The organism is Clostridium sp. UBA3061 (assembly GCF_002367465.1).
GTDB lineage: Bacteria > Bacillota > Clostridia > Clostridiales > Clostridiaceae > Clostridium_J > Clostridium_J sulfidigenes.
The window spans coordinates 160835-183713 of record NZ_DFCF01000002.1; the positions used below are offsets into that span (position 1 = coordinate 160835).

Genomic DNA, 22879 nt, shown 5'->3' on the forward strand with positions numbered 1-22879 from the left:
GAGCTATGAAGGCATTATATTATATAAAAACTACCCTTAAAGGTATGTTTGCAAATGGCGTAGTTACCATAGCAACTTTTATCTTATTTCCTATTTTACTTGCATGTTTTATGGCATTTTTTCATAATTTGGATGATGAAAATCCATTAAAGCTTAAGGCATTAAATGTTCAAATTGTTGATGAAGACAACACTGAAAATTCAAAAAGGCTTGCAGAACTTTTAGGCAGTGATGATTTGAAAGAGGTTGTAAATATAGTAGATAAAAAGCCAGATGTGGAACTAACAATAAAAGAAGGATATGAGAAAAATGTTTTATCTTTAAATAAGGGAGATATAATTATTAATAAAAAAGTAGAAGGCATGGGAATGTCCACTGACACCTTAAAGGTAATATTAGATAGATATCATCAAAGTTTATATGTATCTATAGCTGGTGGAGATATGGGGAATTTAAATAGAATTATGGAATCATCTATAGTTGAAGATATTACAATAGATACTATAAAAACCAATAATCCCTATGAAAAGATATCAGCATCCATGATTGGCTTTGTAATTACCATTCTTATATATACAATGATTCATGGTGGTTATGCAGATATTAGTGTAAATTTAGATAAAAGAATTAATGCAACTCCTATTACAAAATTACAATATCTTTTTTACGAGACTATGGCTTTGATAGTATATGTGTTTATAATAATCAGTGGATATGTAATTTTCTTTAGAGTAGCTGGATTAAGTTTTAAAGGAAATATTTTAGATTTAATATTATTAATATTAATGGGAACTATGCTAGTAGTATCTATGTCTAAAAGTATATCTACTATATTTGGGGCTAAGTATGGAAAAATAATTGGGACTATAATATTTACCTTACCCCTAATAAGTGGAGAGATATTTTCAGGTGAAGGTAATAAAATTGCGTTGCTAACACCAACACATTATTTAAATAATGCATTTAATTTATATAATTTAAATGGAAATTTAGAAGGCTGTGGGAAATGGATATTAATTATATTTGCAATGTCAATTATTATATACTCTGCAGCAATAATTAAAGCAGTAATTCAGGGGAGGAAAAAGGTATGCGCTTAATAAGATTAGTATTAATTAATATGAAAAGACAATTAAAAAGTCCATTTATGTTACTAATGACCTTGATATTTCCTGTTGTTATGATTTTAGTTATAAATGGTGGAGGTTTAAGTCACGGATCAGGAAGCATAGGAATTATAGATAAAAGTAATTCAAATCACTCTACTGAGGTTATTGAGAAATTGAGTGAAGAATATTCAATAAATACACTAGATGGAAAGGTAGAAGACAATTTCGATTTGCTTAGAGAAAATAAATTAGGTGCAATTTATGTTATAGAAGATAACTTTCAAGATTTATTAGATAATGGAGAGCTTCCTAAAATTCAGTGTTATAGTACAGAAGCAGCTAGTGGCTCAATAATGGCAGAAGATATTATAACAAACTATGTATCTGGAGTTGTTGAGGAAGAAGTAAGTGCGGGATTAAGCACAAATTCTACTACTGCAGTTATTGTAGATGAAGAAGTAGACAGTAAAGAGGATTATAAGATGACTATATTATTGATATGTTATTTTATGATGATAGGTGGTTCCGTTATTGCAGGAGAAATAATTAAGCTTAGAGAGCAAAAGGTATTAAAAAGAACCATAGCAACTAGTAATTCAGATATAACTATTTTAGGTAGTTTATTTATTTCATCCTTTATAATTCAAGGAGTTTTAAGTTGCTCAGCTTTTATAATCTTAACACTTGTATTAAAGCTTCCTAACAACAATATTTTTCAAGGAATACTAATCATATTTCTAAGTAGTTTAGTTACAACATCTATTATTGTAGCAGTAACAAGATGGATTAGAAATGTAACCTTAGCAAGTCTATCTACAGTTGTTTTTGGAATAGCTGCCTTTGGTATGGGTATTTTTGGATCAGAGTTAGATAGCTTTGATAATGTTCCTGAAATAATAAGTAGAATCAGTGTGATATCACCATTTACATGGCTACTCAGAATAATAAATACAGGAAAAATTATTATTCCTATCTTAATCATATTTTTAATGTCTATTATGTTATTTACAGCAGGTAGCTTTAGGCTCAGGGAGTTTGTTAAAGAATAATGTGGATTTAATATTAGTAGCTTTCAATTTAGGTTGGGGCTACTATTTTTTTATGTGAATTTATTTCAGAGAAATATTAATTAAGTACGTATATATTTATTTAGAATAATCTAGATTTTTAATGGGCAAACTTAAATGGAATAAAAGTTACAAATTTTAAAAGAGGGTGTAAAAACTTTACACTAACCCAAATAGTAAAGGAGAATGATTATGAAAAGAAAAATTAAAATTATTGTAGCGTTAGCAATGATGGTATTTATTATCCAAATGCCTTTAGTGGCAAGTGCACAGAGTATTTTACATATTCAAAATAATACCATGAAAGAAATGGCAGAACCAAAGGACATAGTGGATATAGCTACAAGTGATGGCAGATTTAAAACTTTAACAGCAGCTTTAGAGGCGGCAGGATTAGTTGATACCCTAAAGAGTGAAGGTCCATTTACAGTGTTTGCACCTACAGATGATGCATTTTCAAAACTTCCAGCAGGAAAAATTGATGAGCTATTAAGACCAGAAAATAAAAATGTGCTTACAGATATTCTAACTTATCATGTTTTCAAAGGTAAAGTTACTGCTGCAGATGTTGCCAAATTAAATGGCAAGGAAATAGCCATGGCAAATGGAAAAAATGCTAAAATAGAGGTTAAGGGTGATTCAGTATTTATTGATGGTGCCAAAGTTATAATTACTGATATTATGGCTAAAAATGGAGTTATACACGTAATTGATACTGTAATGATGCCTTAGTAGATGGAATATACAAACAGTTTAAATTAAGGTAAAAGATGCTAATCATCTTAGGATGAAGCATCTTTTTTGATTTTTATTTTATATTAAGATTGATAGATTTAATTTGATATTTCAATAGTAAACAAAGACATAAGTATTTAATGAATAACATATTAGAATAAATAATTATTAAAAGTATAAACTAAAAAGAGGTTAGTTATTATAGAAGTTTATATCTATAATTTATATAAAATGAAGAAGAAAAGGAGATAGGATGAAAGAAGGAAAAGCATTAATAGAAACAGGATTCAATTTGGAAAACAGTTATTCTGGACTTCCGGGAAAATTTTTTGCAATGCAAAGACCAAGTCATGTACCATCACCTAAACTAGTTATGCTAAATTATGCGCTAATAAAATCTTTAGGATTGAATGCTGAAGGATTACAAAGTATTGATGGAGTAGATATACTTGCAGGAAATAAGATTCCAGAAGGAGCTATGCCTATTGCTCAGGCATATGCAGGACATCAATTCGGCCATTTCACTATGTTAGGTGATGGGAGAGCTGTTCTCATAGGTGAGCATATTACTCCCTTAGGTGAGAGAGTTGATATTCAGCTTAAGGGTTCAGGTAGAACTCCATATTCACGAGGAGGTGATGGAAAAGCATCACTAGGTCCAATGCTGAGGGAATATATCATAAGTGAAGCAATGAATGCACTAGGTATTCCTACTACTCGTAGTTTAGCTGTGGTTATAACTGGTGAGTCAATAATGAGAGAAACACAGTTACCTGGTGCAATTCTCACTCGTGTAGCAGCTAGTCATATTCGTGTTGGTACATTTCAATACGCATCAAAATGGGGTACCGTTGAAGAACTTAGAGCTTTAGCTGATTATACTTTGCAAAGACATTTTCAAGAGGTAAAGGATAAAGAAAATCCATATCTTTTATTACTTCAGCAAGTAATTAGGAAGCAGGCTGAGCTTATTGCAAAATGGCAGTTAGTTGGGTTTATCCATGGTGTAATGAATACTGATAATGTAACAATTAGTGGAGAAACAATTGATTATGGGCCATGTGCTTTTATGGATGCCTATGATCCTTCTACTGTATTTAGTTCTATTGATATTCAGGGTAGATATGCTTATGGTAATCAACCTAATATTGGTGCATGGGATCTTGCCAGATTTGCGGAGACTCTGTTACCATTGTTACACACTGATGAGAATGAGGCATTAAGGCTAGCACAAAAAGAAGTTTCACATTTTGCTGATTTGTATAAGAATAATTGGATTAGAGGAATGAGAGCAAAACTTGGAATTTTTAATGAAGAAGTTGCTGATGAAGCTTTAATTGAGGAACTTTTAAGTATTATGAAAAAGTATGGTGCAGATTATACCAACACCTTCCGTGTATTAACTAGTGGAAAGATAGAGGATAATGTACTCTTTGGCAAAGAGGAATTTGATAAATGGTATAAGCGATGGCAGGAGAGATTAACGAGACAAGAAGAATCGGAAATTTCCTCAAGGGAACTTATGCAAAGAAGTAATCCAGCAGTAATTCCACGTAACCATAGGGTAGAAGAAGCACTAGAAGCTGCAGTAAATCAAGGAGATTATAGGGTCATGGAAAGGCTATTAGATGCTCTCTCAAAACCATATGATCACTCTAGAGAACTAGATTATTACACTACATTGCCAGAGACATCAACGTGTCCATACCGAACTTATTGTGGAACTTAATATAAAAATAGCTAGTAAAATTAATTTGGTTTTACTAGCTATTTTTATTGACTTTAACCCTAGACGAAAGTTTAGAATAGTATTATTAAGAGTATTATTAAGGGGATGAACACATGGGAAGTAAATATACTATAAGTGAAGTAAGTAAAATGTTTAATATAACTACTAATAAAATTAGATTTTATGAGAAAAAGGGTTTATTAAAGCCTATAAGAGAAGAAGAAAATGAGTATAGAAAATTTAATGAACAAGATATAATTAAATTACAATCTATATTGCTCTATAGGTCAATAGGATTAACTATTAATGACATTAGAAATATATTAGATAATAATGAAAAAGAAAATTGTTTAGCACATTTTAATAATCAATGGAAATTCGTTAATGATGAAATACATAGGCTTAATAGTATAAGAAAATCTTTAGAAGATGTGATAGACAAGCTTTATGGAGAAACAACAGGATATGAAATAGATAGTGAAGTACTAGATATAATAAATAGTAGTAATAAATTAAGTAGTATTAGAAATAACTGGAAAGATAAATGGGGCTTTAATCATTGGGCAAAAACATATGATAATGACGTTATTGAAGATAAAGGACAATTTAAAATATATAAGAACTACAATTTAATATTGCAAAGTGTATATGATTTAGTAAATAATGTGAAGTTAAAAAATCCAATAATACTTGAAATAGGAGTAGGTACAGGTAATTTAGCAAGTAAGTTTTTAAATAACAATTGTGAGATAATTGGAATAGATCAGTCTAGGGAAATGCTATTAGTAGCAAAACAAAAATATCCAAATTTAAAAGTTAGATTAGGTGAATTTTTGAAGATACCATACGATAATAAGTACTTTGATATTATTATTTCAACATATGCATTTCATCATTTAAATGAAAGTGAAAAAGTCATAGCAATAGAAGAAATGATAAGAGTACTAAAAGATGATGGAATAATAGTTATTGGAGATTTAATGTTTAAAAGTAAGGATGATGAAAAAGGTATTTTTAATGAATTATCTAAGGAACAAGTAGAAGAAATAGAAGATGAGTATTATTCACATATTGATTTTTTAGAAAATGAATTTAAAAAATATAATAAAAATCTAGAGTATAGAAAAATAGATGAACTTAATTATATAATAAAAGTAGATTAGTATTTAAAAAAAGCATAGTAAAAGAGGGGGAACATATGAAGAGAATAGAAGTAGTAGCAGCAGTAATAAAACATAATGATAGAATATTTATTACACGTAGAGGATACGGTGACTTTGTTGATATGTGGGAATTTCCTGGAGGTAAAATAGAAATTGGTGAATCAAAGGAAGAAGCACTTATTCGTGAGATAAAGGAAGAATTAGAATTAGATATAAAAATATCAGATTTTTTAACCACAGTAGAATATGATTATCCTAGTTTCCATCTTATTATGCATTGTTTTATTTGCCAAATTTCTGGTGGGAAATTAAATCTAAATGCCCATAATGATGCTAAGTGGATTACATTTGATGAATTAGATGGTGAAAAGTGGATTCCAGCGGATATTTTAGTTATTGATGCTCTAAATAATATGTAAGAAAAGGGACTTAGCAAATTAAATTACTTTGCTAAGTCCTTTTACATTATGAAGTAATGTATTCATAAATATCTTCTCTTACAGGTGTAATTAATTGATATTTAATTTCCACAGCTGTTTTATTAGTATTTTTCATAATGAATTGGACAGGTGTTCCTACAGCTTTAATTTTTCCAAGGAAGTAAAATTCTTTTGAAATTTTATCATCTTTATTTTTCCTCAGAAATAAGCTCATTTCAACACCAGTTTCTTCAGCTTTATAAGCTTGTACAATATCATCAGAAGTTATTGTTCTGCCTGACTTTGATATAGCAATTAACTGGGATGGAGATAGAAATCTATCTTCATAGTTAATAGTATCAGTAATATCTTCAGATTTCTCATAGTTGATAAATACGGGATATGTTTTAGTGGTTTTATCGAATTTATATCCACCAATATTAAGTGCAACTTCACCTTTCTCCCACTGAAGTAATCTACAAACATCCTCATAGGTATATTTTTGATATAACTGAAAACTAGTATTCATATAACTTTTACTGTAGAATTTCGTATATCTTTCCATTCCAAAATGGATTAACTCCTCAACCATATATTTAAAATCCCTATTTTCAAGATGATTCTTAAAGGATTTAGAAATTTTATAATCAGAATCTGATACTTCTAAAAAAACACATTTTTCATAAGTTTTTTTACCAGTGCCAGTGGGAAATTCATTTGTAAGAACATTAACCACATTAGTTTCAGTGGTAGCTTTAAAATCTATATTATAATCATCTTTTAGCTCTTTTTTCAGTCTATGGATTAGATTGGTTTCATGGTTAATAGCAAGCTTAAGCATAAGCAGTTCATGAATTCTTTTACCGGAAGCTAGCTTTTTAGAGATGAATTCAATAAATAATTCTTCAGACTTATTAAGTTCTATAGCATAGTCCTTCTCATATTTTTTTAAGAATTTATAGTATGAACCCAGGCTTTTATTATCAAATATTCTTAATGGGTCAATAGATTCATAAGTATCAAAATCTGTTAAACTTGGTATTCTACCAATCTTTTGCTTAAGATTATTATAACTTTCTTTAATTAGCTTAATATCATTAAAATTAGCTTTATCAATGGACTCAAATATTTTATTTTTAGATATTTCATCAAAATTAATAGTGGAACAACCAGGTATTATTCTTGTTCCTTCCATAACATATTTTCTAATGGAATCTTTATTAAAGGTTCTATCTCCAGATAAAGCAATGGGAATTAAAAAATTGCTGTTATAGTTTCCTATAAAGTCTATAATAACAACATATTCTTTAAAATTATGTTTTCTAAGACCTCTACCTAATTGTTGAACGAAAATTATAGCTGACTTAGTTGGCCTTAACATAACAACTTGATTAACAGCAGGTATATCTACACCTTCATTAAATATATCAACTGTGAAAATATAATCTAGAGAGTTATTTAATTCTTCTTGCTCTAAACGTTGAATTGCTGATTCTCTTTCATCCTGAGTATTTTCTCCAGTTAAGGCTACTGTTTTATAGCCGCGAGTATTAAATATATTTGATAGTTGAATGGCTTCTTTTTTATCACTACAGAATATTAACCCCTTTACTCTTTCACCACAATATCCATAAAAATCAATTTTATCGATGATATGATTAACTCTTTCTTCAGCTACTAAAGCTCTAAAGTCTGATTTTTCCTCTAACTCCACACCATTAACACTAATATCAGATACACCAAAATAATGGAATGGACAAAGTAAATCTTCTTCTAAGGCCTGTTGAAGACGTATTTCATAGGCAATGTTGTAGTTAAATATTTTAAAAATATCAAAGTTATCACTTCTTTCAGGGGTGGCTGTCATGCCAAGTAAGAATTTAGGATTAAAATATTCAACTATCTTTTGATAACTATTAGCTCCTGCCTTATGAACTTCATCGATGATAATATAATCAAATTCATCTTTGCTAAAACTTTGAAGCACCTCATCCTTTGATAGTGTTTGGACTGTACAAAAGATAAAGTCTTTATTAATTTCCTTTCGGCTTCCAGAGAGAATTCCCATGCTTCGAGTATCACCAAATACATTTTGAAAGCTATTTAGGCCTTGATTGGCTATTTGTTCTCTATGTACTATAAATAGAGCTTTTTTAGGATTATAATTTCTTAACTCAAAAGCAGATAGATAAGTTTTTCCAGTACCAGTAGCAGAAATTAAGAGAGCCTTATCTGCACCGTTTTCCCTGAGCTTATTTAATCCTTGAATAGCAGCTACCTGCATTTTATTTGGCTTAAGCTTATATTGTGCTAGCCTTGGAATGTTACTTTTTCTTGCGTATTCAATTTGCTTTTTATAAATATCTTCATAGGTTTCTATCCAATTTAAAGTTAAGTCATCAGCATCCTTCCAAAGCTCCTGAAATTCATCAATTACATTTTCAGTTAAGGAACCTGCCTCTAAAGAGGAAATTTTTAAATTCCATTCCTTATTTTTTGTTAATGCTGATTGAGTTAAATTCGAACTTCCTACAATTAATTTATAATGATCTTCATATTTAAATATATATCCTTTAGTATGAAAGTTTTCTTTGCTATATATCTTAATTTCAATATTTGAAAATTCAAGTAGCTTCCTTAATGCTTTAGGCTCACTGAAATTCAGATAATCTGTAGTTAAAATTTTACCTTTCACACCTTTTTTATTTAAGTATTTCAAGGTTTCTAGTAAGGGGGTTATGCCACTACTTGTAATAAAAGCAACGGATATAAAAAACTCTTTACATCTTGTTAATTCAGAGATTATTTCATTTAAAACTTTGCTACCTTTTAAATAGTCATTTACTATTAACTTTGGTGTTAAAGCTAAATTTGAATGGATTAAGCTATTTACTAAACCAGTTTCACTAGCTTTAATAATCTCATCTTTAATTATATTTTTATCATTTGTATCCATATCAATAGTCTTAAAGTTAATACTTACTGGTGTATTAAATATATCTGTTTTAGTTATAGTACTCATATTTACCTCACATTTAAATTATCATAGTTAAAGTGTAAATAATTTCATCAATTCTTATATTATAACATAATTATATGATATGGATTTTACTATATAATGATATAATGTATTTAAATAGAATTTATCATACTAAAGGTAAGGTGAACTGTGAATATTAAAGAATACTTGATATTGAAATAAAGTAAATTAAATAAATAATTTATAGGGAGATGGCATTGAAATGGGTACAGAGTTTAGTTTAGTTAACTATTTAAATGAAGGGGTAGAAAGCATTGTAAAGGGTGCAATGAAGGCTTCTTTTCAAAATCCCAAAGAGGCAAAGTTCATTATGAAATATATTTTAGAAAGCAAAAAAGCTGCTAAAAGAAGAAAAACCTTTGAAGAGAAAGGACAACATATTCCACCTTTCCTAATCTCAAGCATCACTAGTAGCTGTAATCTCTTTTGTAAAGGGTGTTATGCAAGAGCCAATAATACCTGTGGTGAAAAGTCAAATAAAGATCAAATGACAAGTTATCAATGGGAAGATATATTTAAACAGGGGAAAGAACTTGGAATTTCTTTTATATTACTAGCTGGTGGAGAACCTTTAATGAGAAAGGATGTTATAGAAAAAGCGTCTCAAATTAAAGAAATTATTTTTCCTATATTCACAAATGGGACTATCATTGATGAAGAATATATTAAGCTATTCGATGCTAATAGAAATCTTGTGCCTGTTATTAGTATTGAAGGTGATGAGAACAAAACTGATGCTAGACGTGGTAAAGGAACCTATGAACTTCTCATAAATAAAATAGATTCACTTAAATCTAAAGGAATATTATATGGAGCTTCTATAACTGTTACCACAGAAAATATCTATAATGTGGCTAGTAAAGAGTTTATAGCAGAATTATATAATAGAGGTTGCAAATTAGTAATTTTTGTAGAATATGTACCAGTAGTTGCTTCAACTAAAGATTTAGCACCAACTGATAAAGAAAGGAACTATCTTGAAAGTGAACAAGCTCGTCTTAGAGAAATTTATGAAGATATGATTTTTATTTCTTTTCCAGGAGATGAAAAACATTCAGGAGGATGTCTTGCTGCTGGAAGAGGTTTCTTTCATATTAACACAAGTGGAGGAGTAGAGCCATGTCCATTTTCACCTTTTTCAGATACAAATTTAAAAAATTCTAGCTTGTTAGATGCATTACAATCACCTTTATTTAGAAAATTAAGTGCAGCAGAAATGCTTCTTGGTGAACATAAGGGTGGATGTGTATTGTTTGAAAAAGAAGAAGAAGTAAAAAAGCTTTTGATATAAAACAAAAAAATATAAATTGTACTTAAGAGGTGTAATATATGGAGAATGTAGAACTAACAAATATGGTTATGATAATGGATAAATTAAATAATAAAGTTCTTGTTCAGAACCGCATTAAAGGAAATTGGACTGGAATAGCTTTTCCAGGGGGGCATGTAGAAAAGGGTGAGTCTATTGTAGATTCAGCCATCAGAGAAGTTAATGAGGAAACTGGCCTAGTAGTAAATAATTTAGAAATTTGCGGTGTTAAAGATTGGTATAGGGCAGAAGATAATAAAAGGTATATGGTTTTTCTTTTTAAAACTGATTCATACCAGGGAGATTTAATAGAGTATGGTGAAGAAGGTCATGTATTTTGGCATGATATAGATAAACTTAATTTATTAAATCTTGCCCATGGATTTGATAGGATGGTTAAAATAATATTAGAGGATAAACTTAATGAGTATTTTATTACAGAGAATCAACAAAAATCTCATTGGGAGCATATGCTAAAATAAAGATAAGTCAATTATAAGATTTAAGATTTTATGTTTAGCTTATTTTGAATGTTTCTGGATTATTGTGTGTAAAATATAAGCAATATAAGTATCTAAGTTCTTAGTAGGATTTCTGGGAATATGGGAATAAATTATTAATAGAACCTTATCTTAGAAATTTAACAAAGCTTTTTTGGTAAATTATACAAATGAAAAATGTTATGAATTTTATGGAGGTAAACTTGTGAAAAAAATAATTATTTTAGCAGAGAGCGGAGCAGATATTCCATTGGATTTAGCCACATTACATAATATTCAGGTTATCCCCATGCACGTGATAATGGGAGACTCATCTTATTTAGATGGTTCAATACCTGTAACAGAAGTCTATGATTATTATAAAAAAACTAAAAAAATACCATCAACTTCAGCAACAAATCCAGAAGAATTTCATCTTTTATTTAAAAAAATAAAAGATGAAAATCCGGGTTGTATTATTCTTCATATTGGATATACATCTAAAGCCTCTTGTGCTTACCAAAATGCACTTATTGCTTCAGAAGGAACGGAAGATATTTATCATGTTGATTCTTTAAATGTCACTGGTGGTCAAGGAGCAATTGTTTTAAGAGCAGCTGAAATCATAGAAAAACATCCAAATATAATGATAACTAATTTAATTGAAGAAATTCAGGATTACGTGGCAAGAGCCAGAGTATCTTTTATCCCTGGTGATCTTGCATATCTGAGAGCAGGAGGGCGTGTATCCAATGCTGCATACTTGGGAGGAACTTTACTACTAATAAAACCCCTCATTGAAATTGTAGATGGAAAGTTAATTTCAACACAAAAGTTTCGTGGGAAAATGGTTAGTGTTGCTGATAAGTATATGAAAGAATATATTAAGAGATACAATTTTGATAAAGAACAATTATATCTTATTTATTCTTTGGGTCTTGATGAATCTATAAAACATAACATGGAGGGAATTGCTAAAGAAGAGGGATTTAGAAAGATTATATGGATTCAAGCAGGATGTGTAATTACATCTCATAGTGGTCCAGGAGCTATTGGAATAGCAGGATTTGAAAAGGTTAGTTCTAAATAAAAGTAAGGCTCTATAAAATTNNAATTTTATAGAGCCTTACTTTATTAGAGAAAGGTATCCACTACAATTATATTTGCTTGTTCATTATTATCCATAGGAATAATAGTACACTAGAAGCATTATGTTACTTAAGTTCTTTTTTATATAAGATTTAAGATTTTATTTTTAGTTATTATTTTGAGAATCTTTCTGGATTATTACCAATTTCATTACATAAAGATGTAATTACGTTGCATGTATTAGATAAGTTTTCTTTATTGATCTTATCAGCGGTATCTTTATCCGTATGGTAGTCAACAAATGGGCCATATTCAAAATATGCCACTGGTATACCAGCTGCTTCAAAAGCTACATGATCACTTCTGTTACTTTCATCTCTTCTATTATCGTATTGGAAGTTATTCATACAACTTACTGCTAAATCTGCAGTTAAAGAATCCTTAGAGCTATCCATTGTGTAAACACATAAGTTATCACCGATACCAACCATATCGGCATTTATCATTGCAATAGTATTTTGTAAATCATCACTATTTAAAGATTGAACATAATAATTTGAACCCACTAAACCTATTTCTTCAGCACCAAATGCAATAAATTTAATATTACAATCAAGGTTTTTCTTGGATAAAATCCTTGCCGACTCCATTACAGTAGAAATACCTGAAGCATTGTCATTTGCAGCTGGGGTATCTACTCCATCATAGTGAGCTCCAACTATTAAGGTTTTAGCATCTTTCTTTTTAGATTTTAAGGTTGCAATAATATTTTTAGATTTACTATCTAGACACTGACTATCAACCTTTAGTGTGGCTTTAAGGCCTTTTTTTGAGGTTATTATGGTTGAATTAAGATATTCTGCATCAGCTTTAGATATTGTAACAGCTGGTATTTTTGTAGGTTCAACTAGGGTAGCAGATAGAGGTTCTTCGCTATTAGGATCAAAAAATATAACACCTACAGCACCCATTGCAGTAGCTCTTTCAGTTTTATTTTTAAATGTATCACCACCACGTTGAATAATAACAAGTTTATCTTTTACTTTAGCTTTTTCCAAATCAGCTTGTGTTCCCATATATCCATTAACGACTTCTGAAGTTAAGCCTTCCTTTGGAGTCTCTTTACTAAAGGTTAAAGCCTTAGATTCAACAACTTTACTTTCAGGTATATCTATTTTTACTTCTACATCATTACATTTAAATGCGGTTACAGGAAACTCTTGTTCATCAACACTAAGTCCCATGTCTTTAAACTCTTTAGAAATATATGATGCTGCATCCTTTTCTCCATCAAACCCGGTTATTCTAGCATCATCCTTTGCTGAAAGTTTCTCTATAGTGCTATATATCCTATCTTCAGAAATATCCTTTGAAAAATCTTTGAATTTTATGCTAGTTATATCACTTAAGCTAGAGGATTTGTCTTTAACACTATTACAACCCACAAGTGATGTTATAACAATTAAAGAGCAACATATACATATTATTTTTTTGGTGCCTTTCAAAATTAATCCCTCCCCAAAATTATTAGTAAGTATAACCTTTGTTTTAATCTTAAAATAGATAAAATTTTATACTCCTTTCATTTATAACTAAATAGTATTTGTAATGTAGTTAGTACAATTCAATATATGCTATTTGTAAATTATATGAATATATTAACACTTAATTACATTTAATTCTAGTAATAAATTAAGCACACTAACACTTTTTATGAACTTTATCTATTAAAGATTTTAATAGATAAAGTTTATCCTAAATATTAGAAATAATGTTATAATATTAGTACGATTATTAACAAAAATAAAAATAAATTATTATGAAGTGGTGGAACAAATGAAAGAGTTATTAGACTTATTTAAACCCATAACTAATAATATAATAAATAAATCAGATACTTATAGAGAAGTTGAGCCATGTGATACTTTAAAGCCATATATAAGATGCTTTTGGGGAAGTCCAGTGCCTTATAGAAATAAGGAAATAACTAAAGATGGGGATAGAAACAATATTGTGATTCCAGATTGTTGTATGGATATAATTTTTGATATAGATTATAGTAATAATAAAGTGAATAACCTATTTTGTAGTATAAATGATTATCCTTTTTATACAGAAGAGGTTAAAACCTCGGCGTTGATTTCTACCTTTGGTATCCGATTTAATTTTTGGGCTGTGCATTTATTTACAGATAATCAATTGCCTAAAAAGTGTAATGAGTTTGCAATTGTAGACCAATATTTTATGGGTTTAAGAAAAGAAATTGAAGATATAGTTATATATTATCCTAAGATTGAAGAAAGAATATATTACATAGAAAAGTTATTGCTAAGAAGATTATTCAATAAGAATTTTAGAAATAAAAATTTATTAAATGGAGTATATTATATTTTGAAATCTAAAGGGGTAACTACAATATCAGAGATTAGTAATTATATTTCTGTTAGTTCTAGACAGTTGGAGCGTATCTTTGGAGAATATATTGGAATAACTCCTAAGAAGTGCTGCAGTTTAGTTAGATATCAAAATATATGGAAAGACATAGCTTTTAAGAGAGATTTTAATCTTAGTAATATTACTTATAGTTATGGTTATTGTGATCAAGCTCATATGATAAATGACTTTAAAAAATACCATGGAAACACTCCTATGAAAGCTATAAACGAGTTAATTAAATAGAATGTCGCATTTTTACAATACTAAAGGTGTTTAATGTATTAACATTAAGTTATGAAATAAAGTTTGTGAGGTGTACTATGGAAAAGTTAAAGATGAGCCAATTTAAAAATATAGAGGAGCATATATTTAGTAATGGTAGAGATATTGAAAAAGTAAAATGGAATTATACTTTTAATAAGGGTAGTAAAGAGGATATAGTATCAGAACTAATAAAATATCAAAATGAGGATGGTGGTTTTGGAAAGGGATTAGAAGCTGATATGTTATTACCATCATCAACAAGTATAGCATCTACTGAGGCCATTTTTATTGCATATGATTATGACCTTAATTGTGAGGAGCCTTGGTTTGGAAATTTATTAAATTATTTTGAAAAAACCATTGAAGATACGCCATCATTCTGGGAGAAGGTTCCAAAGGAAGTTGAAAACTTTCCCCATGCACCATGGTGGATATATGCTCCAGATACAAAATTTACTCCTAACCCTTGTGCTGCTGTTGCCTCAGCTTTTATCAAGTATGGTAATGCTGTTCAAAAGGAGATAGGTAATAAAATTGCAGCTAGATGTATAGAGTTTTTAAATAGTAATGAAGAGTGTTCTGACCATGATTGCTATTGCCTACAAAGACTATTTATAGTTTTAAAAGAACTAAATTCAAATTTGATTAGTGATGTAACTATAAGGTCTATGGAAAGAAGAATATTAGACTGTCTTTGTATAGATGAGGCTAAATGGATGGAATATGTATCACAACCTTTAGATTTAGTAACTTCACCTGAGTCACAATGGTATAAATTAGTTGAAGCCTTTATAGAAAAGAACTTTTCTTTTTGGATTAATACATTGAAGGAAGAAGGTTTTTGGCAACCTAATTTTTCTTGGGGAGTAGATAGTGAAGTAGCTAGAAATGTTACTAAAATTTGGACTTGCTACATAGCTGTGAAAAGAGCCAGGATTTTCAAAGCTTTTGGGCTAATAAATTTATATTGATTTTAAATTAATATGTAAATAAGTTTTAAATTAATGGTGGTGTCTCGCCTCCACCATAAAACCCACGACAATACGGCAATGTATTGTGGTGGGTTATTTCATGTACAGGATATATGCTTAGGTTTGCTATGCATTGGAAGTTATTTCTAATAAATTGTAGAGTGAAGTAGTATTAATAAACTTATATTTTTATGATAATATTATTACAAGCTTATTAAAGATAAAATTAATGAAGGAAACTTAAGAGGAGATAAAAATGATATATCGCGAAAATATTAAAAATTCAAGAAGAATAATTATAAAAATTGGTACTTCAACCTTAACCTATGACAATGGAAATATAAACTTAAGAAGAATTGAAAAAATAGCCATGTCAATATCTGATTTAATAAATAGTGGGAAAGAAATAATCCTTGTAACATCTGGATCTATAGGTGTTGGAGTAAGTAAAATGAACTTAAAGGAAAGGCCAAAAACTATTAGAGAAAAGCAGGCAGCTGCATCTGTGGGACAAGTAGCACTTATGAATATTTATAGCAAACTATTTGGAGAATATGGCTATTCAGTAGGTCAAATACTTTTAACAAGAGACATTATAGAATGTGAAAGAAGTAGAAATAATGTTGCAAATACTTTTGAAACCTTGCTAGAAAGCGGAATAATTCCAATAGTAAATGAAAATGATAGTGTATCTATAGATGAAATTGAAAATATATCTAGATTTGGAGATAATGACAATCTAGCAGCAATAGTTTCTACTATTGTGGATGCAAATCTTTTAATAATACTATCAGATATTGATGGTTTCTATGACTCTAATCCAAGAACAAATAAGGATGCAAAGCTTATAAAAGAAGTGAAATATATAACGGAAGAAGTACTAAATTTTGCAGAAGGTGCAGGAAGTAATTTAGGCACAGGTGGCATGGAAACTAAAATACATGCAGCAAAGATTGTAACTGATAATGGTACAAATATGATATTAGCAAATGGAAAAGACCCAAGTAAACTTATTGATATATTAAATGGAGACGATGTAGGAACTTTATTTCTGGGAAAAGAAAGATAAACAAAATATGAAGGGAGTAATTTTAGATGCAAGAGTTAATTTTAAAAGGTAAAAAAGTAAAAGAAGCTGCGTATATATTATCAAATATTTCATCAAATGAAAAAAACAAAGCTTTAAATGAAATGGCAAAAGCATTATTAGAGAATGCTAGTGAAATAATAGCAGCAAATAAAATTGATATAGAAAATGCAAAAAATAAGGAAACATCAGAAGCAATAGTAGATAGATTGCTTTTAAATGAAGACAGAATCAAAGGGATGAGTGGAGGTTTAACACAAGTAGCAGGACTAGAAGACCCTGTAGGTGAAGTAAGTTCAATAGTAACTAGACCAAATGGACTACAAATAGGGAAAAAAAGGGTACCTCTAGGAGTAATAGGAATAATATACGAGGCAAGACCAAATGTTACTTGTGATGCAGTAGGGCTATGTTTAAAATCAGGTAATACAACAATACTAAGAGGTGGAAGTGAAGCTATAAACTCCAACAAAAAAATAGTACAGATATTAAAAAAAGCCTTAGAAGAAACTAAGTTACCAGTAGATTGTATTCAATTAATAGAAGATACAAGTAGAGAAACTGTTAAAAATATGATGAAGTTAAATGAATATATAGATGTGCTAATACCAAGAGGAGGCGCTGGACTAATAAAATCAGTAGTAGAAAATGCTACAGTACCAGTAATAGAAACTGGAACAGGGAACTGTCATGTTTATGTTGATAAAAATAGTGACTTAGAAATGGCAAAACAAATAGTTATAAATGCAAAAACTACTAGACCAGCAGTTTGTAACTCTGAGGAAAAATTACTTGTTCATGAAGAAATAGCAAAAGAATTTATTCCAGTAATAGTTGATGAATTAAGACAAAGAAAAGTAGAAGTTAGAGGAGACAAAAAATCTATAGAAATAGTAAATGACATAATACTAGCAAATGAAGAAGACTATTATAAAGAATATTTAGATTATATAATTTGTATAAAGGTAGTAAAAGATATAGATGAAGCTATAACTCATATAAATAAATATGGCTCAGGACACTCTGAAGCTATAGTAACAAATGATTATCAAAATGCTCAAAAATTTCATCAACAAGTAGATGCAGCAGCAGTTTATGTGAATGCTTCTACTAGATTTACTGATGGAGAGGAATTCGGATTTGGAGCAGAAATAGGTATAAGCACTCAAAAGCTACATGCAAGAGGTCCCATGGGACTTAAAGAGCTTACCACTAATAAGTATATAATATTTGGAAATGGTCAAATAAGATAATAACTAAGGAGTTACTCAAAATGATTAAAGGTATTTTGAGTAACTTCTTTTGTCATCTTTATTTTGTTTAGTAAGGACTCAGAAGATAATCTGAATATATTTTTATATAGATTCAAATAATATAAAATATGTTATTTAGAATAGAAAAGGTGTAGAAGGTAGCAATTCCATATATTGCTTACTTTATACTATTAAAAAATTTATTTACGATATACAAATAGCAATTTACTTACTTTGAGTAAGAGGAGTGATAACATGAACAATGATTTAAGGATAAATATCTTTTTAGATGAAACCAATACTCCATTTGCACCATATTTTAGCTCGGATGATTTACACCTAAGCTCTGATTTGGAAGAGTTTATTTTATCAAAGCTACTGAATTGCAGAAGAAGAGAAGTTGATATATTTATTAAAGGTGAAAATAATTATGATGATAAGTCGTTGAAGACAGCTATAGTAAATACCTTTTCAAACCGAGTGGAAGAAAATGAATATATCTATGGTAGAAATAATATGAAGGCTATTGTTTTGTACGCCTTCGGCATCATTATTGGGTTGATAGGCTTGAGTCTTTCAAGCAGATATGCTTATTTCGCAGGTATATTAAGTATAGTGTGTTGGGTATTTATCTGGTCAGGCACAGAAGTTTATTTTTTTGAAAACCGACAAATAAAATCAGATATAAGGAAGTACCAGAATATTATTAATGCAAATGTGCATAAAAAATACACATAATGAATGGCCAATTCTACATAGAGTAAATATATTAATAAGGGCATTGAATAACATAAAAGATTATATGGTGGATTATAAATACTACATTTCATCTCCACCATTAAAATGGGGCTGTCTCACAAATTTTTTAGAGCGACAGCTCCATTTTTTATCCACGATATATTAAATAAATATTTAGCTAATATCAGGAAGAAGGTTTATCTAGTTAACTTTTTTATTATATCTTCTAGATTTGGATACATATTTAAAAGGTCTCTTCTCTCAAATAATTCAAAATCATCAAAAGTAAAGGCAGGGGCTACCATACATCCAACTAAAGCAAATCCATCATTATTCATAGAAGAACCAAATATATATCCCTTAGGAACTAAAACTTGTGGAACCTCTCCTTTTTCTATATCTAATCCTAATTGCTTAGTTATAAGCTCACCCTCTGGTGTGATCATATATATAGTCAGAGGTTGCCCGTCGTGGTAATACCACATTTCATCAGAAGTTAATCTGTGAAAATGAGACACCTCTCCTGTTTCAAGCAAGAAATATATGCTACTAAATAACTTTTTATCTTCTCTAAAGAAATCTTCTGATAATACTGATTGTTTGAAGTATCCCCCTTCCACATGTGGTGTCATGCCTAATTTTTCTATATAATATTGTGCTGATTTCATGCTGTACCTCCTAAGTATAATAAATCTATTATATCAAAAACTTAATGATTTGTTGTAGTAATATAAATTAATGACGGCATTACTGATAGAATTCCTTAGTGTATAATCAATTTAGAAAAATGTAAGAATTCATTAAGAATTTGAAATAAATATATTAAAAATTAATTAGTAATATAAAAGTATGGAGGGATGATGATGTGGAAAAAGAAAATTAAACAAAAAAAATTACAATTAATTTTAATAGCAATTATTTTAATGGTATCTTCATCTATATTTGCACTATCTATGAGCTTTACAAGTACAGTTTCAAAATATACTAATGATTATTATGAAGGAGAAAATATAAAGGATATTGTAGTTCAGACATATAATGAGGATGTTATTTCAAAAGTTGAAAGTTTTATTATGGAAGAAGAAACTAATGAAAAGGATATTAGAAAAACAAAGGGGTTAACGGTAGATAGACAAGTATTTTTAGGGGATGAAAACCTTGATTTGGGAATGGCAAATTTAATAATTTATGAGAGTATGAAAGCTCATCCATGGGATGTAGTTATAACAGAAGGAGAAAAAGTAACGACTCCAAGTAAAGGTACTATTTGGGTCTCAAATCTTTTAGCTGATTCTAAGAATTTAAAAATAGGAGATAAGTTAAAGATAAAAGATGGTGATGAATATAAATATTTAACTATATCAGCTTTAGTAAACGATTCAGTAATTCCGAGTTCTGTTGTGGGCTATAATAATTTATATATAGGTAGTAATGATTATGATGACTTTAATGAACCTATTAAATCTGAATATATTGGTTATGATTCATCTAAAGAAGGAAACGATGCAACATCTGAATTAATTTCTTATATAGGTGATTCAATTGATGGAGTTATATATGATAAGTGGATTACAATATTTGCAGCAAATGCTGGAAGTCAAATTACAAGTGCAGTGGGGTTAAGTACAGCTATATTAATATTCATTGTATCTATTGTAATAATAAGATTTGTACTATGGAACAACATTTTAAAGGAGTATAAATCTATAGGTGTATATAAATCATTAGGATTTACCTCAAAGCAGATACGTAATATATATTTAAAAAGCTTTGGAATAGTAGGAGTCATTGCAATAACCGCTGGAAGTTTCTTTAGTATTTGGTTTATAAATTATTTAGTAAAGATATCTATTAAATATATTGGAATATATGAAGGTGGTATAAATAATTTTAGCTTTATAGTTTTAACAATAATATTAATGAGTTTTGTTTTAATATCTAATATTTATCTTTTACTTAGAAGAATAAATAAAATAAAGCCTGTTGAGGCATTTAGAATAGGAGTTACTTCATCTAAAGAGAAATTTAGGAAGTCAATTATTAGAGATGCTTCATCACCAATGTCCATGGCTATAAATGATATTTTTAAATATAAAAAGCAAAATATAATTATAGTAACAGTTTTATCCCTTGTAATATATCTTTCAGTATTTTTAGTTAGTGTAAATTACTCAATGATTAATATGAAAGATAATGCATGGAATATGTTTGGATTACTTCAGGGAGATGTTACCTTAGATTTTCCAAGTGGAGAGGCGTCATATGATAAGGCTTTAGAAGAAATTAAGAGTGACCCGAGAGTCTTAGGCGTAAGAGCGTGCTCATTTGATGTAGGAAAGGTCGCTTATTTAGATGTATCAAGATACAATATAAAAAATGCTCAAGTTATTACTTATTTATATGATAACTATGACAATAACAATGGGTTTAATGTATCTATTAAAGAGGGAAGAAATCCTAAAAATAAAAATGAAATTGCATTGTCAGAACAAATTCTAAAAGATGCAAGTTTAGATATTGGAGATTATATTGATATAAAAATATTAGGTGAAGAGAGATCATTGCTCATCACTGGTAAATATATCGGCATGATGTCAAATAACTACAATATGAGAATGACTTTAGATGTAGTGCCTAAGGAAATTAGAAATAACCTTAATAACTTAAACATCAATATTACTTTAAAAGATAAAAATGATTATGAAGAGTTTAAAGAAGAATATAAACAAAAATATGAAGTATGTTCTATAGATACATGTCCAAGTTTGATTGCAACAGCAAGTAAGTCAGTTATTGAGATAGTTATACCAGTTACTACAATTATTCTTTTAGGAATATTACTATTCAGTATATTAAATATAGTAAATCTTATAATTATGAACAATACCGATAATAGAAGAAATAATGCTATTATAAAATCGCTAGGATTTTCAAATATTTATATTTTAAAGAGAACTTTATATAGAATTATGCTACTTATAGGTATTTCATCTTTGGTTGGATTTATTTTAAATGCTACTATATCTAAAAATTTATTTAAGCTTGCAATGATGGGAATAGATGGGTTGATGATTCCAAATGGTGAAGTTATAAGCACAATAGTATTTATTGGAATATTAACCATTGGCTCATCAATAATATCAATGTTTAGTATAAGAAAAATATCTACAGTGGAACTTATTGAAGAGTAGGGGGAGAAGAGATGGGAAGTATTATTAAAGCAAGTGGATTATGTAAATCATTTATTTTAGGAAAAACATCAAACAATGTATTAAAAAATATTAATTTAGATATATATGAAAGTGATTTTACTGTAATAATGGGTAGTTCAGGTTCTGGAAAATCTACATTGTTATACTCTATTAGTACTATGGATAGCCCAAGTGCAGGTAGCGTTGAGCTTTTAGGAAAAGATATAACAAATATAGGTGAAAAAGAAGCTACAAGTATTAGAAATAAATATATATCCTTTGTTTTTCAAAGTATAAATTTACTTTATGATTTAACTATAAGAGAAAATATAACTTATTGTGGTTATCTAAACAATAAAGATAAGAAGAGCGTAAATAAAAAAACAGATGAATTATTGAATAGATTAGAGCTGAAAGATATTGAGAATAAATATCCTTCAGAAATATCAGGAGGACAACAGCAAAGAGTTGCAATTGCTAGAGCATTAATTAACAATCCTAAGATAATTTTTGGAGATGAGCCAACAGGAGCACTTAATTCTTCAACGGGAGCCAGGGTATTGGATATTCTTACAGAATTAAATGAAGAGGGACAATCCATAGTAATGGTAACCCATGATTTAAAAGCAGCCTCAAGAGCAAGTAGATTGATTTATTTAAAGGATGGAAGAATTGATGGTGATTTGTCTCTTGGAAGATATAATGAAAAAGATTCAGATAGTAGAGAAAAAAAGATATTTGAATTTATAAAAAGTAGGGGCTGGTAAAATAATGATATAATGGAAGTGGGGGTGAGTAGA

General features: G+C 29.2%; 19 protein-coding genes. 16 read left to right on the top strand and 3 right to left on the bottom strand.

Going from position 1 to position 22879, the window contains the following annotated elements:
* The first annotated feature begins 5 nt into the window (after positions 1-5).
* From B2P65_RS00935 to B2P65_RS00960, 6 genes are all read left to right on the top strand, one after another.
* Positions 6-1100: an ABC transporter permease gene (locus tag B2P65_RS00935; RefSeq protein ID WP_346879454.1), complete on the top strand. Its 1095-nt coding sequence runs from the start codon at positions 6-8 to the stop codon at positions 1098-1100.
* On the top strand, positions 1091-2158 hold the full coding sequence (locus tag B2P65_RS00940) for an ABC transporter permease (RefSeq protein ID WP_346879455.1): 1068 nt from the start codon (positions 1091-1093) through the stop codon (positions 2156-2158). The genes B2P65_RS00935 and B2P65_RS00940 overlap by 10 nt, the downstream gene beginning before the upstream one ends.
* 327 nt (positions 2159-2485) lie before the next feature.
* Positions 2486-2908: a fasciclin domain-containing protein gene (locus tag B2P65_RS00945; protein WP_414632300.1), complete on the top strand. Its 423-nt coding sequence runs from the start codon at positions 2486-2488 to the stop codon at positions 2906-2908.
* Positions 2909-3164: 256 nt separating this feature from the next.
* On the top strand, positions 3165-4640 hold the full coding sequence (locus B2P65_RS00950) for a protein adenylyltransferase SelO (protein WP_346879457.1): 1476 nt from the start codon (positions 3165-3167) through the stop codon (positions 4638-4640).
* Between the two features lie 113 nt (positions 4641-4753).
* On the top strand, positions 4754-5803 hold the full coding sequence (locus tag B2P65_RS00955) for a MerR family transcriptional regulator (RefSeq protein ID WP_346847256.1): 1050 nt from the start codon (positions 4754-4756) through the stop codon (positions 5801-5803).
* A 35-nt stretch (positions 5804-5838) separates the two neighbouring features.
* Entirely contained in the window at positions 5839-6222 is a 384-nt protein-coding gene (locus B2P65_RS00960) for a (deoxy)nucleoside triphosphate pyrophosphohydrolase (protein WP_346879458.1), read from the top strand.
* Positions 6223-6268: 46 nt separating this feature from the next.
* On the opposite strand, the gene B2P65_RS00965 is transcribed toward B2P65_RS00960, so the two are convergent.
* Complete coding sequence (locus B2P65_RS00965; protein ID WP_414632429.1) at positions 6269-9178, bottom strand: DUF3427 domain-containing protein; 2910 nt, start codon at positions 9176-9178, stop codon at positions 6269-6271.
* A gap of 286 nt (positions 9179-9464) precedes the next feature.
* On the opposite strand from B2P65_RS00965, the gene B2P65_RS00970 reads away from it, so the two are divergent.
* From B2P65_RS00970 to B2P65_RS00980, 3 genes are all read left to right on the top strand, one after another.
* On the top strand, positions 9465-10553 hold the full coding sequence (locus B2P65_RS00970; RefSeq protein WP_346847259.1) for a radical SAM protein: 1089 nt from the start codon (positions 9465-9467) through the stop codon (positions 10551-10553).
* Positions 10554-10591: 38 nt separating this feature from the next.
* Positions 10592-11053, top strand: a complete 462-nt coding sequence (locus B2P65_RS00975; RefSeq protein WP_346847260.1) for an 8-oxo-dGTP diphosphatase — start codon at positions 10592-10594, stop codon at positions 11051-11053.
* A 223-nt stretch (positions 11054-11276) separates the two neighbouring features.
* A complete protein-coding gene (locus tag B2P65_RS00980; protein ID WP_346879460.1) occupies positions 11277-12140 on the top strand; it encodes a DegV family protein in 864 nt (287 codons plus the stop codon).
* A 172-nt stretch (positions 12141-12312) separates the two neighbouring features.
* Here B2P65_RS00980 and B2P65_RS00985 read toward each other — a convergent pair whose 3' ends face one another.
* Positions 12313-13644: a DUF4910 domain-containing protein gene (locus B2P65_RS00985; RefSeq protein WP_346879461.1), complete on the bottom strand. Its 1332-nt coding sequence runs from the start codon at positions 13642-13644 to the stop codon at positions 12313-12315.
* 331 nt (positions 13645-13975) lie between these two features.
* Between B2P65_RS00985 and B2P65_RS00990 the strand changes: the two genes are divergently transcribed.
* The 5 genes from B2P65_RS00990 (at position 13976) to B2P65_RS01010 (ending at position 18888) form a co-directional block, all read left to right on the top strand.
* Entirely contained in the window at positions 13976-14818 is an 843-nt protein-coding gene (locus B2P65_RS00990; protein ID WP_346879462.1) for a helix-turn-helix domain-containing protein, read from the top strand.
* A 77-nt stretch (positions 14819-14895) separates the two neighbouring features.
* On the top strand, positions 14896-15810 hold the full coding sequence (locus B2P65_RS00995) for a hypothetical protein (protein WP_346847264.1): 915 nt from the start codon (positions 14896-14898) through the stop codon (positions 15808-15810).
* A gap of 256 nt (positions 15811-16066) precedes the next feature.
* Entirely contained in the window at positions 16067-16879 is an 813-nt protein-coding gene (gene proB, locus B2P65_RS01000) for a glutamate 5-kinase (RefSeq protein WP_346847265.1), read from the top strand.
* Positions 16880-16905: 26 nt separating this feature from the next.
* Positions 16906-18150, top strand: coding sequence for a glutamate-5-semialdehyde dehydrogenase (locus B2P65_RS01005; protein WP_346847266.1), 1245 nt, complete (start codon positions 16906-16908; stop codon positions 18148-18150).
* 255 nt (positions 18151-18405) lie between these two features.
* Complete coding sequence (locus B2P65_RS01010) at positions 18406-18888, top strand: hypothetical protein (RefSeq protein ID WP_346879463.1); 483 nt, start codon at positions 18406-18408, stop codon at positions 18886-18888.
* A 197-nt stretch (positions 18889-19085) separates the two neighbouring features.
* Here the strand turns inward: B2P65_RS01010 and B2P65_RS01015 are convergent, their stop codons facing one another.
* Positions 19086-19556, bottom strand: a complete 471-nt coding sequence (locus tag B2P65_RS01015) for a cupin domain-containing protein (RefSeq protein WP_346847268.1) — start codon at positions 19554-19556, stop codon at positions 19086-19088.
* A 195-nt stretch (positions 19557-19751) separates the two neighbouring features.
* Between B2P65_RS01015 and B2P65_RS01020 the strand changes: the two genes are divergently transcribed.
* Both B2P65_RS01020 and B2P65_RS01025 read left to right on the top strand, forming a co-directional pair.
* Positions 19752-22079, top strand: coding sequence for an ABC transporter permease (locus B2P65_RS01020; RefSeq protein ID WP_346879464.1), 2328 nt, complete (start codon positions 19752-19754; stop codon positions 22077-22079).
* Between the two features lie 11 nt (positions 22080-22090).
* Complete coding sequence (locus B2P65_RS01025; protein ID WP_346847270.1) at positions 22091-22846, top strand: ABC transporter ATP-binding protein; 756 nt, start codon at positions 22091-22093, stop codon at positions 22844-22846.
* Positions 22847-22879 lie beyond the last annotated feature (33 nt).